The sequence below is a fragment of the Nocardia iowensis genome (assembly GCF_019222765.1).
Lineage (GTDB): Bacteria > Actinomycetota > Actinomycetes > Mycobacteriales > Mycobacteriaceae > Nocardia > Nocardia iowensis.
The window spans coordinates 1862228-1876664 of sequence record NZ_CP078145.1; the positions used below are offsets into that span (position 1 = coordinate 1862228).

Consider the following 14437-nt stretch of genomic DNA (forward strand, 5'->3'; position numbering starts at 1 on the left):
TCACTCCCGATGGGCGCGGTGCAGCCGTCTGCGCTGCAACGCCCACCACGCTTCAAGGGCGCGGTCGGGATCGGCCAGATCGATCCCGATCAGCTCTTGGAAGCGGCGCAACCGGTAGCGCACCGTATTGGTGTGCAACCGCATCTCGCGGGCCGTCTGATCGACCCGCATGCCATTGCTCAAATAATGCTCGGCCGTGTCGAGCAGCGCTGTGGCACTGTCATTTTCGCCGAGCGGCGTGATGTAGCGGCGGACGACCTCCTCGCCGACCTCGCTATCGGCGAGCACCGCGGGCAGCAGTCCGAGATCGGCCAGATCGTGTACGCCGGTGAGTTCGAAGGCATCGGCGGTCGCCATCGCCCTGGTCGCGCGCCGGAACGACGGCTCCATCCGGTCCAGCCGCGCGGCCGGGCCGATCCCCACCGCGGTCCCGATGTCCCCGGTGGGGAAGCCCGCCACGATGCCAGCGATGTCCCCGTCGATCACCGCGAGCAGGCTGCGCGGCCGATCGCCGGTCGGCGGCTCGAGCCACCGGACCAGCCGGTCGGCGGGCACGGCGGACCGGGGGCGGGCCCGGATCGCCCGGTATTCGCGGTCGGAGTCCACGCCGTACCGCTCCACCTGGATGCGGATCTCGCCGGGGCCGAGCGTGCCGAACAGGATCCCGCGGACCAGGTCGGCGCGGCGTTGCTGATCGTGGCGGGCCAGGTCGAATTCGGCATCCAGATGACCGCGCGCCATCGCGAGAATCGCGGCATCGGTGAGCGCGACCAGTTCGTTGGTCAGCTCGAGCAGCCGCCGGTCGCTGATGGCGAGGCGACGGCCCGCGTCGACGACCTCGTCCAGCACCATCCGGACCGCGAGCCGCCAGCCGCGGAACATCTCGGTCACCGGAACCCCTTGGCGGCCACGGGCTTCCCCGTGCCCGGTGAATACGGCGAGCTCGCGTTCGGTCAGCTCCCGACCCTCCGACGCCGTCCGGATCAGCTGTTCGATGGTGCGGACGGCGTCCGGTAGCAGCAGCGCCGGATCCAGCCGCGCGTACGCGGGGATCTCGGCGCGCATCCGTTCGATCGCCGCCACCGTCAATTCGGCGGCACGCGTGGATATCTGCGCGTAGAGGGCGGGCAGGCCCGCGGGCGGGTAACTGGCCATGATCTTCGGAGCATAAACCCGCCTTTGGACTCAGCGACAAAGAGGGCGCCGGGAGAATTCGACTGCCGCTCCATAGTGATCGGGCATAGCGCTGCGTAATCCTGAAGTTCAGGCAACGTGGCCTGGTTGTGCGGTTAGAGAATCAGACAACGGTCCGGCCCGGAGCGCGCTATGCCCAGACAGTTCGAAGCACCCGGTACGACCTTGCGAGGAGTTGGCCGATGACCGGATGGAATCGCATCGAACGCGGTGCAGGCCGTCCACTGGTGTTGCTGCACGGCGGCGGCGCGTCGGCCCGCTGCTGGCTTCCGGTTCTCGACCGGCTGAGCACCCACCGCCGCGTCATCGCGCTGGACTTTCCCAGTTTCGGGCGCACGCCCGCGCCGACGCCCGACATCCATCTCGACATTAACTGGATCGTCGACGAGTTGGCCGTCGAACTGCGGCGGCTCGGCATCGACGGCCCGGTCGACCCGGCCGGCAATTCCATGGGCGGTTTGATCGGTTGGAAGCGGCCAAGCGGGGCATGGCGAGCTCGTTGGTGGGTCTTGCGCCGGGCGCGTTGTGGCACGAGATGCCGTTGCCGTTGCGGATGCAATTCCAGGTCGGGCTGTCCGCCGCGATGCTCACCCGGACCGCCGCGCGCGGTGTGGTCGGCCGGACTCGTTCGGTCGGCCTGTGGTTTTCAGTGGGTCGTCCGGGTCGGATGACGGTTGAGGAGGCCGTCGGATTCGTGCGGGATTTCGACCGGTCCGCACCGACCTTGCGTCGCGCACTGCGGATTGCGGATTGCCTGGCTTCGAGGGAGGCCAATCGATCACTGTGCCGGTGACCATCGCGTTCGGCATGCTGGATCGGATGCTGCCGCCGAGCACCAGCCAGGTGCGCGATCAACTACCCGCGCACACCGAATGGGTCACCCATGGGACGACCCCAACCTGGTCGCGACCACCATCCTCGACGGAATCGCGACGACCCGCTCAGTGGACGAGCAGACCGCCTGAGCCGTCAGCGACCCGCCGAGCGTGAGTTCGTTCTTCGGTGAGGATCCGCCTCTAGCACAATGCGGTATCGGTCAGTTGAATTATACGTTGAGTCTGGCGTCGTACGGTATTCTCGTACCGGATGTACAGATTCGACAAATATGACGAAGGTGCCGATGGACGTGACTCAGCTGCGTCGTCCATCTGGGCAATGGAGCTGATCAAGCGACCATTTCGCCTCTGACTGCCTTAAGGCGGTCCGATATCTCCGATATGAGTAGGCAGCGATCCAAGTGGTAACGGTATTTGCAGCAACTGACGCAGAGCTCAGTATTATGGCCCGTGGTGAGGTTATCCGACATCTCGCAGAATTCGGATCTTGTTCCGACATCAAATCCACCGAAGTGCGCGGCGGTATGGGGGAGATATGGCAATTTTTTATAGACGCCGATTGGTCGGCGGTTAGAGATAACCTCCTGGCCGCCGGGCTGGGCGCTGCCGGAAGTAGGGGCGTCAGATCTGCCAAGGATGTTTCTAAAATAATCTTGCAACGGATGAAGCTAATAGGACGAGAAGTGGACGATCAGCGCTCGCGTGGGTATTTCGTCCTCAGGCATACTCAAACCGATAGCATCGTGGCAGCACCTCTTGATGCCCTTGACGCTGATGTCGATATCATCTCGCCTCTCGCCGAAATAGGTCGGCGCTACGTTCTTGTAGAACGGGAGTCAGCCCATATCTGGGTTGTTGAGTCAGAATGATAAAGGCGGCCAAAAAGCGTGCGATCATCGTTGGGGTAAACGAGCACCCGACCGATCCGCTGGTATACCCAACCAAAGATGCGAACGATATCGCCACGCTTCTTTCGATGCGCGAGCTTAATTTCGAAGTGACGGTGCTCTTGGAGCATGAAGCTACCCGGTCGGCTGTCCTCGACACATTCGGAGAATTACGGCGAGAGCCGCCTGATGTGCTGCTCTTCTACTTCAGTGGACACGGTTTCACCACACAATGGGACACGGTATATCTCCACACCTATGGTGCGCTCCGCGCCGACGAAGGCCTCGATGTTCATGAGTTGGCGAGGGTCCTCCAAAAGCAGCAGGAGATGACGGCGACTACCTTAGCCATTCTCGACTGCTGCCACGCGGGTGCCATGACTGCGTGGGCCGATTCTCGACCGGTCGATCCAGGAGCGATGGATGCCCAACTGACACTTAAGGCGGAGACGCACGCTGTGCTTGCCGCTTGCCGGCCGGGGGGTCAAGCGCTGAGCGCGGTCAGTAGTCACAACGGCGCGTTTACCTCGCATGTACTCGACGGCCTGTCAGGCAACGCCGCCGACCACAAAGGGAATGTCACTATAGATGATTTGGCGAGCTACGTCAGGCGCCAGTTCATCAGTGCGAATCAGGTAGTCGTGTATCGGACGGAGTCGGCAGGTCAGGGGATTCTTGGCCAGGGCTACACGCCAGTTGCCGCCAAGCCGTTCACCGGAGCGGACATCGAGCAGTTCGGCAAGGATGCGGAAGCAAAGTTGACCGAATATCAGATGAGTCTGGCGCAGTTTTCGGCGCATTGGGCCGAGGACGGCTATGCCGATGCATGTCGAACGCTACGCCCGATAGCGCGGTGGTTCGACGGCAAGACCAAGAAGAATCCTGAGCTGAACAACTCTCCAAAGATTCAGACTGTGCGCGAGCGAATAAATGCCAAGCGTGCGTTCTTGCAGAATCTGGAGCCGGATATTACTTTCGATGGTAAGCGCGTCGTTCGGTCGTTAGGCTCTGGCTCCTTCGGCTCCGTTTGGTTAGTCGACTCCGGTGGGCACCAGATCGCCTTCAAGGTGTACAAAGGAGATGAGTTCGGGGATCGCCGTAAACGCGCAATGTTCGAACGTGGATACCACGCTATGGAGCAGTTGAACCACCCCCGAGTTGTGAAGGTTCACGGGCAGACGACCGTTCCTGTCGGATTCTTTATGGACTATATCGAGGGAGAGAGTCTCGCCACCTTCCCGACCCCTACAGACGACCCCGGCGCCGCGCTTCGTCTTCTGATTCTTGCGGCGGAAACCGTCCAACACGCTCATGCGGCGGGCGTTGTGCACAGGGATATAAAGCCGGAAAATCTTCTTGTCTCGCTGACCCCGGGTGGTGCCTGGGAGCCCTACCTTACCGACTTCGACCTTTCGTGGTTTTCGAACGCTTCCAAATTGGCCAGTCAGGCGATGGCACCTGTCGCATACTGCGCGCCAGAATATTTCGAGCATCCGGAATCTGAATTGGCGCGGCGTAACACTGTCGATACCTATAGTTTTGCGCAATTGGCCTACTTCTTGATGGTGGGTTCCTCACCGCTGCCGTTTCGGACAGCGGAGAACGCGAACCGGCTGCGGGGTCGGACCAAGGGGTGGTTCGTTGGAGAGGCCGCCAGCGCCTTCGTTGAATTCTATGCCATGTGCAGTAATTATGATCCCAGGAGTAGGCCTCAGCAGTTCGTTGATCTAATCGAAATGTTGGTCGATATTGAAACGCTGCTGTCGGGAGAGCGGGATGACCAGCTGACTAGGGATCAATTCTTCGCTGAAATTCAGTTCTCGTTGCGGGCGTTACCTGGCGAGAGCATTTCGGGTCCCGGCAGTACTTTCAAGAGTATCTCGGGACGAACTGACGTAGTCATATCGGTCGAGCATGAAAGCCGTACGAAATCGGAGACATATTACTCGATAAAGGTGCAGCTGCAGCTGCATGAATTGAGAGTTAATGTTGTACGCAATGAGAAGGCTCGCACGATCTTGAATAAGCGGGTGGACAACGAGCTACGCAAATTTCCCGGTGCCAGCAAGGTCTTCGGAAGTCACGGTGTCTATGAGGTATTCATCCGACTACCGAATGTTGCCGGGAACATGGCTGGCGTGCGGTACGCGAGATCGGCAATACAGCGGGTGATCGGTTCGATCGAGGGTACCTGAGCCGTGGTGTGGACGGTGTTGCGTGCGCCGCTGGACAACCTAGCGCCCGCTCGCTGAGCGCGACTCCTTTTCCGCGACCAGCAAATACGCGACCATCAGTCGTTTGAGTTCGGATACCGCCTCGGCATTGCTCTGCTCGTCCTGGACGGAGAAGTTCAGCATCGAATAGACGACGTGCACCAGCACCTCGGCCATCATGGTGCGCCGTGCTCGCGGTGTCCGCGGCGTCAGCGGCCGCAGCATCTGCGAGACGACCTCGGCGAACTCCTTCTCGTGGATCGCGCCGGTCGCCCGGGTCGAGGGGGTGGATTGCATGGCAAGCCACACCTCGCGGCGGGACGGGTCGGTCATCCACAGGTTCGCCAGGTGGTCGACGAACTGGTTCATGTGCCGCAGCCAGTCCAGCGACGGGATCTCACCGTGGAAATCGGCGAGCTCCTGCGAAACGGCAACGAGGTCTTGCCGATTCAGTTCGCAGACGATGACGTACTTGTTGGCGAAGAATTGGTACAGCGTGCCGATCGGTACCTCGGCCCGCGCCGCCACCTCTTCACAGGTGAACGATTCGAATCCGACCTCGACGAGCAGTTCTCGGGACGCCTGCAAGAGGGCGTCGAACTTGCGTTTGCTGCGTTCCTGCGTCGGCCGTCGCCGCGGCATGAGCTCCTGTGGGTCGTCCTGCAGCTCCAACGCAGGGTCCAGACGTTGCTTCGACCTGGTCTCCGCGCGTACTTCCACGTATCCAGGCTAACGGTACGGACACGCGCACGACACGCGCACGGCTTCTGCGTGTTCGTGTTCTGTCCGATTTCACTACCCATCCGTAGCGAATGTGGCGTCGAACACATACCGAGCGCGCGTGGCTTCGGACGCGCGAACGGACCAGGAAGGCGCGATCAGTGGTAGCTCGATCAGTGGTAACTCTCGGCGTTTCCACCGAACGTGGCGCCGTGCACGCGGTAGCTTTCGCCGATACCGGCGCCCGGCTACCCGAGCGCGTGCTGCTGCATCGGGTGAAACGGACGGTCGGTGACAGCAAGGCGGATTTGGCGGAAGCGGTCGAGACGGCGATGGACGAGCTCGCCGCCGAACTCGGCCGGGACCAGGAGATCGCGGGCGCCGCGGTCACCTACCGGGATGCCGCCGAGCGGCGCGCCATCGTCACCCGCCTGGCGTCCGGACGGTGGCACATGGCCTCGCTCGTTTCGTCCAAATCGGCCCACCTCAGTGTGGCCGGGATGATGACCTGGCTCGACGAATTCGACGACCTATTGGTCTGCGAGGTGGTGCCCGGGTATCAGGCGTTCACGCTGATCGACGGCGATCGCCGCCGGATTCTCGCCTCGATGAGTCAGGCGGGCGGCACGACGGCGGAGTCGATGGGCGCCGCGGTGACGGCGGCCTGGGATCAGTTCGAGGCCGCGGCGGTCCGGCCGGACGCGGTGGTGCTGATCGGCTCGGCCGCGGGCAAACCCGCGGTCGTCGCGGCCGTGGACGGCTTCGGCGCGCCGGTGATCCCGTGCAAGACCGCGGCTGCCGCCTCGGCGGCCGGTGCGGCGCTGTACGCGATGGCCGACATCGACGGCATCGGTGCGACCGAGGAACGGGTGCGGCGGGTGCGCAGCGGGGCCGCGGTGTTCGCGGCGGCCAGCGTGCTGGCGGGCGGGTTGGTGGTCGGTGGCGTCTACGCGGCGGGTGGTTCGTCGCGGATCACTCCTGGCGCGATCGTCAAGGACGCGCACGTCACCGCGGAGTCCAAGGTCGTCCGCAATGACGCCGCTGCCGCGGGCAAGCCGACCGAGGTTCGGGTCGAGACCGATTCGCACGCTGCCGAAGGCCCGATGGTGGACCGGGTGGTTCCGGTCGCTGTTCCGGTGGACGACATCTCGGTCGTCACGATCGATCCCGTCATCTCGAGTCCGCAGTACTCGGTCCAGCGGTGGGGTAGTGGTCCGCAGGATCGGCCGGAGGCATCGGTACCCACGGAGCCGGCACACGAGGCCGAGGCGGGTGCCGCGGCACCGCCGCTGACGTCGGGATCGGGCGTTCCGGCGTCCACCAACAAGGTCGGCGCCCCGAATGCGGCGCTGCTCTTCCCCGGTGAGCAGCCGCCGCCCGCGGCCTTCACCCCCGAGTCGTACCACTGGTGGGACAACCACTTCCGGATGATGTTGCAGTGGGCCGCGCAGCAGATCATGCCCACCTGAACGGAACACCCCAATGATGAAAAGGGTCCGGCGCCCATATGACACCGGACCTTTCATCGTGGGCTCAGCGTGCGGTGCGGCGCCGGAACAGGGCACCTGCGGCGAGATACCCCACCAGCGCGATCCCCGCGCACCACAGCACCGCCAGCAACGCGCTGTTCCCGATCGGCGTGCCCATGAGCAGACCGCGCATGGTCTCGATCACCGGAGTGACCGGCTGGTTCTCCGCGAACCAGTGCAGCGCGGTCGGCATTGAATGCGGCGGCACGAACGCGCTGCTCACATACGGCAGGAACATGAAGAAGAAGCTGAATCCGTTGGCGGCCTCCGGATTCCTCGCGAGCATTCCGAAGGCGGCCGCGAGCCAAGAGAGGGCGAGCACGAACATCGCGATGATGCCGTAGGCGGCGAGCCAGCGCAGCGGGTCGCCGGTCGGCCGGAACCCGACCGCGACGGCCACCAGGATCACCAGGGTGGTGGTGATCAGATTGCGCAGCACACTCTCCACGACATGCCCGGTCAGCACCGATGAGCGGGCAATGGCCATGGTGCGGAACCGATCGATGATGCCGTTGGACAGGTCGGTCGACAAGCTCACCGCCGTTGTCGCCGAACCGAATCCGGCGCACAGCAGGATGATGCCGGGCACGACGTAGTCGATGTAGGCGCCGCCGACGTTCATCGCGCCGCCGAACACGTAGGTGAACATCAACAGGATCATCATCGGCAACGCGACGGTCATGATCATCGTGTCCGGACTGCGCAGGGTATGGCGAAGATTGCGGCTCAGCATGGTGGCCGAGTCCTGCACGGCCAGTCGCGTACTCATGATGGTCACAGTGCTGCCGCCTGCTGCGTGGTTGGGTGCCCGGTGAGTGCGAAGAACACGTCATCGAGGTCCGGGGTGTGGATGGCGAGTTGGTCGATGGTGATCGCCTGGTCGTCGAATTGATCCAGTAGTCGTTTGAGGTCACCGACACTGCCGTCCGACGGAACCTGCAACTCCAACTGCTCGGGGTCGATCTCCGCGCCGGGAACAGCCAGTGCCGCCGCGGCCAGCGCCTGCTGGTCGGCGAATCGCAATTGGATGTGGCCGCCGGGCGCGAGCTGCTTCAAGTCACCCGGCGTACCCGCGGCGACGATCCTGCCGTTGTGCAGCACCGCGATTCGATCGGCGAGCTGATCGGCCTCCTCCAGATACTGCGTGGTGAGGAAGATCGTCACACCGCTCGCCACCAGGTTCCGGATCACCTGCCAGAGTTCACGGCGGCTGCGCGGATCGAGTCCCGTGGTCGGCTCGTCGAGGAAGATGATTCGTGGCTCGCCCATCAGGCTCATGGCCAGATCGAGCCGTCGGCGCATGCCCCCGGAATAGGTCGCGACCCGGGCGTCGGCGGCATCGGTGAGCTCGAATCGGTCCAGCAGATCGGCGGTTCGGCGGGCGATCTCCGGCTTGTCCAGATGCAGTAGCCGACCCATCAGCCGCAGGTTTTCCGCACCGGTCAGCACGTCGTCCACCGCGGAGTACTGGCCGGTGACGCCGATGAGGCGGCGCACGGTGTCGGGTTCGTGCGCGAGATCGTGCCCGGCGATCCGGATCTCGCCGCTGTCGGCGCCGGTCAACGTCGCCAGGATGCGCACCATGGTCGTCTTGCCCGCCCCATTCGGGCCGAGTAGCGAAAAGACGGTTCCCGCTGCGACTTCCAGGTCGATGCCGGCCAGCACCGTCCGATCGCCGAAGGCTTTCGTCAACCCGCTGATACTGACGGCGGGCGTGGATGGGACTGTCATCGAGTTCCTCGAATCAAAACTGTGTATGGCTTAAACTTTGTTTAGACGGTACACAGTTTTTGGCACGAGGAGCAAGAGGGGATCGAAAAGAAGGGTTCGACACTGATGGAAACGCCGGAAACCGGCGCTGAGGCGCTGGCCAAGTCCTTCGCTGTGCTGTGGGGGATGGACCAGCCGGGAACTCGCGGGCCGAAGCGCGGACTGAGTCTCGATCAGGTCGTCGACGCGGCGATCGAGGTGGCCGACGCCGAAGGGTCCGCCGCACTGTCGATGAGCCGGGTCGCCAAGCACCTCGGCTTCACCACGATGTCGCTCTACCGGTATGTGGACAGCAAGGACACGCTGCTCGCCCTGGTGTCGGATCGGGCGCTCGGGTTGCCGCCGGAGCTACCGGTCGGCGTCGACTGGCGGACCGGGATCGAGGCGTGGGCGTGGGCGGTGGCCGCGGCGATCAAGCGGCACCCGTGGTTCCTGGAACTGCCCTTGGCCACGCCGCCGGTGGGGCCGTGCAACATGGCCTGGCTGGACGCCGGGCTGGCAATGTTCGCGGAAACGCCCATCCCCGAGTCGACCAAACTGCAACTCGTGATGAACATTTCGCTCTACCTGATCGGGCGGATGCGGGTGGCCAGGGAGGTGGCGACCGGCGACGACAACGACGAGTACCCGACCCTGTTGAGCCGGGTACTCGATCCGCAGCGCTTCCCGGCGCTGACCCGCGCACTCGCCGGACAGGCCTTCGACGAGACCGAAACGGACTGGGAAGACGTCGATGTGCGGTTCGGCCTGGATCGGCTGCTGGACGGATACGAGCAGTTCATCCGCTCGTACGAGCAGCGGTCCTAGACCGAGAGGTCACGGCGCAGCTTGGCGACGTGGCCGGTGGCGCGCACGTTGTACTGGGCGACCGCGATCTTGCCTTCCTCATCGACCAGGAAGGTGGAGCGGATGACCCCGGTGACGGTCTTGCCGTACATGGTCTTCTCGCCGAAGGCGCCCCAGGCGGTGAGCACCTTCTTGTCCGGATCCGACAGCAGCGGAAAGGTGAGCTGCTCGGCGTCGCGGAACTTGGCCAGCTTCGCGGGCTTGTCCGGCGAGATGCCGAGGACATCGATGCCCGCACCGTCCAGGTCGGCGAGGTTGTCGCGGAAATCGCAGGCCTCTTTGGTGCAGCCAGGGGTGCTCGCGGCCGGGTAGAAGTAGACGATCACCTTGCGGCCGCGATAGTCGGCGAGCGACACGTCCTTGCCGTCGGCGTCGGGCAGCGTGAAATCGGGGGCGGTGTCGCCGGGGGAGAGTCGTTGGTTGTCGGTCACGTCCTGCACGGTAACCGAAGGCTCGGACACGGTGCCGCCGGACGGAACGACACTGTATGGACCGACAGGCCGACCCCGCGCACAGCCCCGGAGCACTGTAAGGACCGACAGAACACCGCGCGCCCGGGGACGAACTCGCGCGGACCGATAGACTCGGCCGGGAGCTGAGGGTGACCCCGCGAAGGCCGAGGACGCACCGCGATTCGAGCCCTGGCGCGGCACATCAAACACAGGAGGCCTGAACGTGGCGAAGGATACCGAGCGGATCGAGCAGGAGATCGAGGCCGCGCGCACGCGGCTGGCGAGCACGCTCGACGAACTCGCGGTGCGCGCGGATCCGCAGCGGATCGCGAGCGACAGCAAGCAGATCGTGCTGCGGAAGCTGAACGAGCCCAAGGTGAAGTACAGCCTGATCGGCGCGGCCGCCCTGGTTGTCGGGCTGGTGCTGCTCAAGATCTTCCGCTGACCCGCCGTCCGGCCGGAACGAGCCGAAAAAGCAGAACACCCGGTGTGCATGTCACACCGGGTGTTCTGGTTACACGGGTATCAGACCGTGGGGCAGGCGAACCCGTCGCCGTCCGGGTCCAGGTGCGGGCCGTAGCCCGGTTCTCCACGAAAGAGGGGAGCCCGGTTGGCCCGCTTGGCCTCTTCGCAGTTGGCGAACGCGCCGCCTGCGGAACCGGTCTGCGACAGACCGGCGGAACCGGTTGCGGCCGAGCCGGTGTCGACGGCGGACGAGCCGGTTCCTGAGGAACCGGAAGGAGGCTGGGCCAGCGCGGTCGGCGCCGCAAGGAGGGTCAGTCCCGCGACGGCAGCGCTGAGGGTGAGCCGGCGAACGTTCATGTATTCCTCTAGATAGTTGCTGCGGTGGAAAGGCGCCCGACCGGACGCCGCATCCACTGTTGTGACGGCTCGCCCTCTTGTCAACCGCATCGCAGCAGAACTAGGGCATTAGGGGATGCCCGCAGCGGTCGCGCGCACTCGCCCAACCGATGGCCTGCCGAGTGCTCGGCGGGGCGGTTTCCCCAGCGTCCTGCCTGGTAGGCGTCCATGGCCTGGATGATTTCGGCACGAGTATTCATAACGAAGGGCCCGGATTGGACGACGGGTTCAGCGGATCGGCCGGTCACCGAGCAACAACACACCTCCAGATTGCTGGCCCGATTGTCTTGCCGCGCATCGGCACTCAAGCTGATCGCCGCGCCGGGGCCGAAGACGGCCAACTGTCCCTCCGGTAGCGGCTTGCGCTCGGCGCCGACCGTGCCACTGTCGGACAGCAGGTAAGCCATCCGTGAACTGTTGCGGCCATGGCGTTTCCAGCTGTCCGCCGGGGCTGATCGAGGCGTGCGCGTAGACGATCGGCGGGTAGGTCGAGCCGGAGCTGCCGATGCCGCCGATCGCACCTGCGATGAGCCGGACCAGCGCACCGCCGTCGCATAGTTGGTGTCCATGTCAACCAAATACGGCTAGACTTCATCCCCATGGAGTGGCTGAGTGACGAGGAGCAGGCGACGTGGTCGGCCTACATTCGGCTGCGGCAGCGCCTGGATGCGGCGCTCGCCGCGGGATTGACCAGGGACGGCCTGTCCGCGGCGGACTACGAATTGATGGTCGCCCTGTCGGCGGCGCCGGGTGACTGCCTGCGGGCCAAGGATCTGGCGGCCGAGGTCTGCTGGGAGAAGAGCAGACTGTCCAAGCACCTGGCCCGGATGGCCGCGCGCGGGCTGGTCGACCGGCAGCCGGTGGCGGAGGACGCTCGCGGCGTGCTGGTTCAGCTGACGGCGGAGGGCCGCAGGCTGCTCGAGCGCGCCGCACCGAATCACGTGCAGCTGGTCCGTGCGGTGTTCATCGACTGCGTTACGCCCGCCGAGGCGCACGCCATTCGGTCGCTAGCGGACAAAGTCGTTGTCGCAGTAGAGGAAGCCGCTCGGAGCCTGGTGCCTGACCTGTGACGAGGTTACTTCGGCTTGGTCCTAGGTGGGCCTGGGGAACAGTCGGTGCCACCAGCGGGTGGGGGCCGGGTCGGCACGATCCGGTGACGGGGCGGTGTTCGCGGGTGCCGTCGCGGGCGATCGGCTCGGTCGACGCTCCGCGCGCCACTGCGCGACGACCTCCTCGGTATCGACCGGCGCGACCCGAACATACGGGCCGTGTGGCAGGCGCAACCACTCGACGATGCGCTTGTTGAGCTCACGCACCGTCTCCCGGACCGCCTGTTCGGAGCTCAGTTCGCGCACGGTCGCCGGTAGTCGCTCGATATCGCGGCGGAGCAACAGCGACGGCGGCAGTAGGGCGTCGCCGCTGGCTCCTTCTTTCCGGAGGTAGCCCTTCAGCCACCAGTTCTCGTCATCGCTGCCGCGCGGGATCGGTTTGCCCGCGCCGGGCAGATTCTCGAATTCACCGCGTTCGGTCGCCTCGCGGATCTGCTTATCGATCCACGATTCGAAGTCCAGATTCGATGGTTTGCGCTCGGTCATCGCGTCACCTTTGACGGCGGGTGCATACCACTATTCTATCGAGCGACGTCGGCGTGCTCGCCGAAGCTGCTGTCCGGCAGGGGGTTCGGCGTTACGACCACGGGGTGATCGGTGGCTTCACCCACATCAGCTTCTCGTCGGTGTGCGTGCGCCGGGCCGCGGGATGATCCGGGTGCCGCGCGGCCCACTCGTCCTTCTCGGCCAGCAACTCCGCCACCGTTACCCAGGTTTCCTTGGTGCTCGGCGGGTTCGTGTCGGCCGCCCTGGCGAGTTTGCGCCGCACGGTCGCGGGCATCGCCAGCAGCTCGGGTCCGGTGATGCCCAGGTGCCAGACATAGCTCGCGAGGCGCCGGGCCTTCTCGGCGCGGCTCTTGGCCGCCGCATCGCTGTGCGCGTAATCGGTCATCGCGGGAGTCCAAAAGGGTCGGGTGGTGAACGACCCTAGCCGGAAGCGGGGACGTACGCGACGACGCCTCCCCGCGGCCGGGCGGGGAGGCGTCGTCGGTGCGTGGGTCAGTACGCGCTGTTGACGTTGTCCATCGAGCCGTAGTTGTGTGCGGCGTAGTTGCACGCGGCGGCGATGTTGGCGACCGGGTCGTAGATGTCCCAGGAGGTGCCCTCGACGTGGTATGCGCGGAAGGTCGGGTCGATCACCTGGAGCAGGCCCTTGGACGGGATGCCGGCGGCGGCGTTGGAGTCCCACAGGTTGATCGCCTGCGGGTTACCGGTCGACTCGCGCATGATGTTGCGGAAGATGCCGTCGTAGCTGCCGGGGATGTTGTTGGCCTGCAAGATGTCGAGGGCCTGGCGGATCCAGCCGTCGAGGTTGTCCGGGTAGGCCGGGGCCGGGGCGGGCATGGGCGCCGGGATCGGCTCGGCCGCGGGGGCCGGGGCGGGCAGCGGCGCGGGCATGGGCGCGGGCGCGGCCACCGGTGCGGCGGTCTCGTGCTGGTCGGTGACCATGGCGATGCGAGACGGGACGCTGTCGTCGGCCACCGATACCGCGGAGGAGGCGGCAACGGCTACGACGCCTGCGGCGGCGATCGCGAAGGTCACGCCCTCGCGGAGGGTCGAGCGGCGGAGCGGGAAAAGGCGTCTGTCAGGCATTACGAAATCGGTTCCTTCGTCGGGGGACAGCTTTCGATCCGGGCGCGCGGCAGCGCGGATCCGAGGCGGTGCGCGGTGGGCGCTCGCCTGGTGCGGGTAGATGTGCTGTTGTGGGGTTTTGTTGTGGGGGACGCTTTGGTCCCCGGAACGCGACCTTCAGTGGTGCGGTGCCGGGGCGCTCACTGCGAGCCCGGCCGCGATGTCGCGTGGGACTCCGCATCCTCGATGCGGAGAGATAGGCGCTGCCTCGACTCAGCGAGGCTCGCCCATTCGGCGGAAGGTTAGGTTCGCGGGTCCGTTGCCGGATCCCGATCCGCCGACCGCGGCGGGAACAATGCCTGCCATTGCGGTCGTTTTCCGAATGTGGGTGAACAACTCCTCGGTGTAACCAAACTCCAGGTCGCTTTATGACCTGATTGCAGAATGG

17 protein-coding genes and 1 pseudogene are annotated in these 14437 nt (G+C 64.9%); 8 read left to right on the top strand and 10 right to left on the bottom strand.

What is annotated here, in order from left to right; translation table 11 throughout:
* The gene (locus KV110_RS08370; RefSeq protein WP_218474871.1) at positions 1-1155 is read right to left on the bottom strand and encodes a PucR family transcriptional regulator; all 1155 of its coding nucleotides are present in this window, start codon (positions 1153-1155) and stop codon (positions 1-3) included.
* A 221-nt stretch (positions 1156-1376) separates the two neighbouring features.
* On the opposite strand from KV110_RS08370, the pseudogene KV110_RS42020 reads away from it, so the two are divergent.
* From KV110_RS42020 to KV110_RS08385, 4 genes and pseudogenes are all read left to right on the top strand, one after another.
* Positions 1377-1652, top strand: a pseudogene (locus tag KV110_RS42020) (alpha/beta fold hydrolase); the annotation flags it as partial.
* A gap of 29 nt (positions 1653-1681) precedes the next feature.
* On the top strand, positions 1682-1987 hold the full coding sequence (locus KV110_RS41345) for a hypothetical protein (RefSeq protein WP_246634405.1): 306 nt from the start codon (positions 1682-1684) through the stop codon (positions 1985-1987).
* Between the two features lie 444 nt (positions 1988-2431).
* A complete protein-coding gene (locus tag KV110_RS08380) occupies positions 2432-2899 on the top strand; it encodes a hypothetical protein (protein ID WP_218474874.1) in 468 nt (155 codons plus the stop codon).
* A complete protein-coding gene (locus tag KV110_RS08385) occupies positions 2896-5112 on the top strand; it encodes a protein kinase domain-containing protein (protein ID WP_218474876.1) in 2217 nt (738 codons plus the stop codon). Before KV110_RS08380 ends, KV110_RS08385 begins: the two co-directional genes overlap by 4 nt.
* A 39-nt stretch (positions 5113-5151) precedes the next feature.
* Here KV110_RS08385 and KV110_RS08390 read toward each other — a convergent pair whose 3' ends face one another.
* Positions 5152-5772, bottom strand: a complete 621-nt coding sequence (locus KV110_RS08390; RefSeq protein ID WP_246634704.1) for a TetR/AcrR family transcriptional regulator — start codon at positions 5770-5772, stop codon at positions 5152-5154.
* Between the two features lie 239 nt (positions 5773-6011).
* Here KV110_RS08390 and KV110_RS08395 point away from each other — a divergent pair, with 239 nt between their 5' ends.
* Positions 6012-7319: a hypothetical protein gene (locus KV110_RS08395; RefSeq protein WP_218474878.1), complete on the top strand. Its 1308-nt coding sequence runs from the start codon at positions 6012-6014 to the stop codon at positions 7317-7319.
* A gap of 64 nt (positions 7320-7383) precedes the next feature.
* Here KV110_RS08395 and KV110_RS08400 read toward each other — a convergent pair whose 3' ends face one another.
* Both KV110_RS08400 and KV110_RS08405 read right to left on the bottom strand, forming a co-directional pair.
* Positions 7384-8148 carry an ABC transporter permease gene (locus KV110_RS08400; RefSeq protein ID WP_218474880.1) on the bottom strand — a complete coding sequence of 255 codons (765 nt, stop codon included), beginning with the start codon at positions 8146-8148 and terminating at the stop codon, positions 7384-7386.
* A gap of 5 nt (positions 8149-8153) precedes the next feature.
* Positions 8154-9110, bottom strand: coding sequence for an ATP-binding cassette domain-containing protein (locus tag KV110_RS08405; RefSeq protein ID WP_218474881.1), 957 nt, complete (start codon positions 9108-9110; stop codon positions 8154-8156).
* Between the two features lie 105 nt (positions 9111-9215).
* Between KV110_RS08405 and KV110_RS08410 the strand changes: the two genes are divergently transcribed.
* Complete coding sequence (locus KV110_RS08410) at positions 9216-9956, top strand: TetR/AcrR family transcriptional regulator (protein WP_218474883.1); 741 nt, start codon at positions 9216-9218, stop codon at positions 9954-9956.
* Here KV110_RS08410 and bcp read toward each other — a convergent pair.
* Positions 9953-10426 carry a thioredoxin-dependent thiol peroxidase gene (bcp, locus tag KV110_RS08415; RefSeq protein ID WP_218474885.1) on the bottom strand — a complete coding sequence of 158 codons (474 nt, stop codon included), beginning with the start codon at positions 10424-10426 and terminating at the stop codon, positions 9953-9955. The two genes, KV110_RS08410 and bcp, sit on opposite strands and share 4 nt — an antisense overlap.
* 244 nt (positions 10427-10670) lie before the next feature.
* Here bcp and KV110_RS08420 point away from each other — a divergent pair, with 244 nt between their 5' ends.
* Positions 10671-10892, top strand: a complete 222-nt coding sequence (locus KV110_RS08420) for a DUF3618 domain-containing protein (RefSeq protein ID WP_218474887.1) — start codon at positions 10671-10673, stop codon at positions 10890-10892.
* 80 nt (positions 10893-10972) lie between these two features.
* Here KV110_RS08420 and KV110_RS08425 read toward each other — a convergent pair whose 3' ends face one another.
* Positions 10973-11269, bottom strand: a complete 297-nt coding sequence (locus KV110_RS08425; protein WP_218474888.1) for an excalibur calcium-binding domain-containing protein — start codon at positions 11267-11269, stop codon at positions 10973-10975.
* Between the two features lie 80 nt (positions 11270-11349).
* Positions 11350-11715: a pirin-like C-terminal cupin domain-containing protein gene (locus KV110_RS08430; RefSeq protein WP_246634406.1), complete on the bottom strand. Its 366-nt coding sequence runs from the start codon at positions 11713-11715 to the stop codon at positions 11350-11352.
* A 192-nt stretch (positions 11716-11907) separates the two neighbouring features.
* On the opposite strand from KV110_RS08430, the gene KV110_RS08435 reads away from it, so the two are divergent.
* Positions 11908-12378 (top strand): MarR family winged helix-turn-helix transcriptional regulator, encoded by a 471-nt coding sequence (locus KV110_RS08435; RefSeq protein WP_218474890.1) that lies wholly within the window; start codon positions 11908-11910, stop codon positions 12376-12378.
* 21 nt (positions 12379-12399) lie between these two features.
* Here KV110_RS08435 and KV110_RS08440 read toward each other — a convergent pair whose 3' ends face one another.
* The 3 genes from KV110_RS08440 to KV110_RS08450 all read right to left on the bottom strand — a co-directional run bounded on the left by KV110_RS08440 (position 12400) and on the right by KV110_RS08450 (position 14010).
* The gene (locus KV110_RS08440) at positions 12400-12903 is read right to left on the bottom strand and encodes a DnaJ family domain-containing protein (RefSeq protein ID WP_218474892.1); all 504 of its coding nucleotides are present in this window, start codon (positions 12901-12903) and stop codon (positions 12400-12402) included.
* A 91-nt stretch (positions 12904-12994) separates the two neighbouring features.
* On the bottom strand, positions 12995-13309 hold the full coding sequence (locus KV110_RS08445) for a hypothetical protein (RefSeq protein WP_218474894.1): 315 nt from the start codon (positions 13307-13309) through the stop codon (positions 12995-12997).
* Between the two features lie 107 nt (positions 13310-13416).
* Entirely contained in the window at positions 13417-14010 is a 594-nt protein-coding gene (locus KV110_RS08450; protein WP_218474896.1) for a transglycosylase SLT domain-containing protein, read from the bottom strand.
* Positions 14011-14437 lie beyond the last annotated feature (427 nt).

Bases quoted from the DNA above. Each gene is read 5' to 3' on its own strand.
- KV110_RS08445 (WP_218474894.1), bottom strand. From the start codon at position 13,309: ATGACCGATTACGCGCACAGCGATGCGGCGGCCAAGAGCCGCGCCGAG.
- KV110_RS08390 (WP_246634704.1), bottom strand. From the start codon at position 5,772: ATGCCGCGGCGACGGCCGACGCAGGAACGCAGCAAACGCAAGTTCGAC.
- KV110_RS08385 (WP_218474876.1), top strand. From the start codon at position 2,896: ATGATAAAGGCGGCCAAAAAGCGTGCGATCATCGTTGGGGTAAACGAG.
- KV110_RS08410 (WP_218474883.1), top strand. From the start codon at position 9,216: ATGGAAACGCCGGAAACCGGCGCTGAGGCGCTGGCCAAGTCCTTCGCT.
- KV110_RS08440 (WP_218474892.1), bottom strand. From the start codon at position 12,903: ATGACCGAGCGCAAACCATCGAATCTGGACTTCGAATCGTGGATCGAT.
- KV110_RS08430 (WP_246634406.1), bottom strand. From the start codon at position 11,715: ATGGCTTACCTGCTGTCCGACAGTGGCACGGTCGGCGCCGAGCGCAAG.
- KV110_RS08425 (WP_218474888.1), bottom strand. From the start codon at position 11,269: ATGAACGTTCGCCGGCTCACCCTCAGCGCTGCCGTCGCGGGACTGACC.
- KV110_RS08400 (WP_218474880.1), bottom strand. From the start codon at position 8,148: ATGAGTACGCGACTGGCCGTGCAGGACTCGGCCACCATGCTGAGCCGC.
- KV110_RS08370 (WP_218474871.1), bottom strand. From the start codon at position 1,155: ATGGCCAGTTACCCGCCCGCGGGCCTGCCCGCCCTCTACGCGCAGATA.
- KV110_RS08405 (WP_218474881.1), bottom strand. From the start codon at position 9,110: ATGACAGTCCCATCCACGCCCGCCGTCAGTATCAGCGGGTTGACGAAA.
- KV110_RS41345 (WP_246634405.1), top strand. From the start codon at position 1,682: ATGGCGAGCTCGTTGGTGGGTCTTGCGCCGGGCGCGTTGTGGCACGAG.
- KV110_RS08435 (WP_218474890.1), top strand. From the start codon at position 11,908: ATGGAGTGGCTGAGTGACGAGGAGCAGGCGACGTGGTCGGCCTACATT.
- KV110_RS08450 (WP_218474896.1), bottom strand. From the start codon at position 14,010: ATGCCTGACAGACGCCTTTTCCCGCTCCGCCGCTCGACCCTCCGCGAG.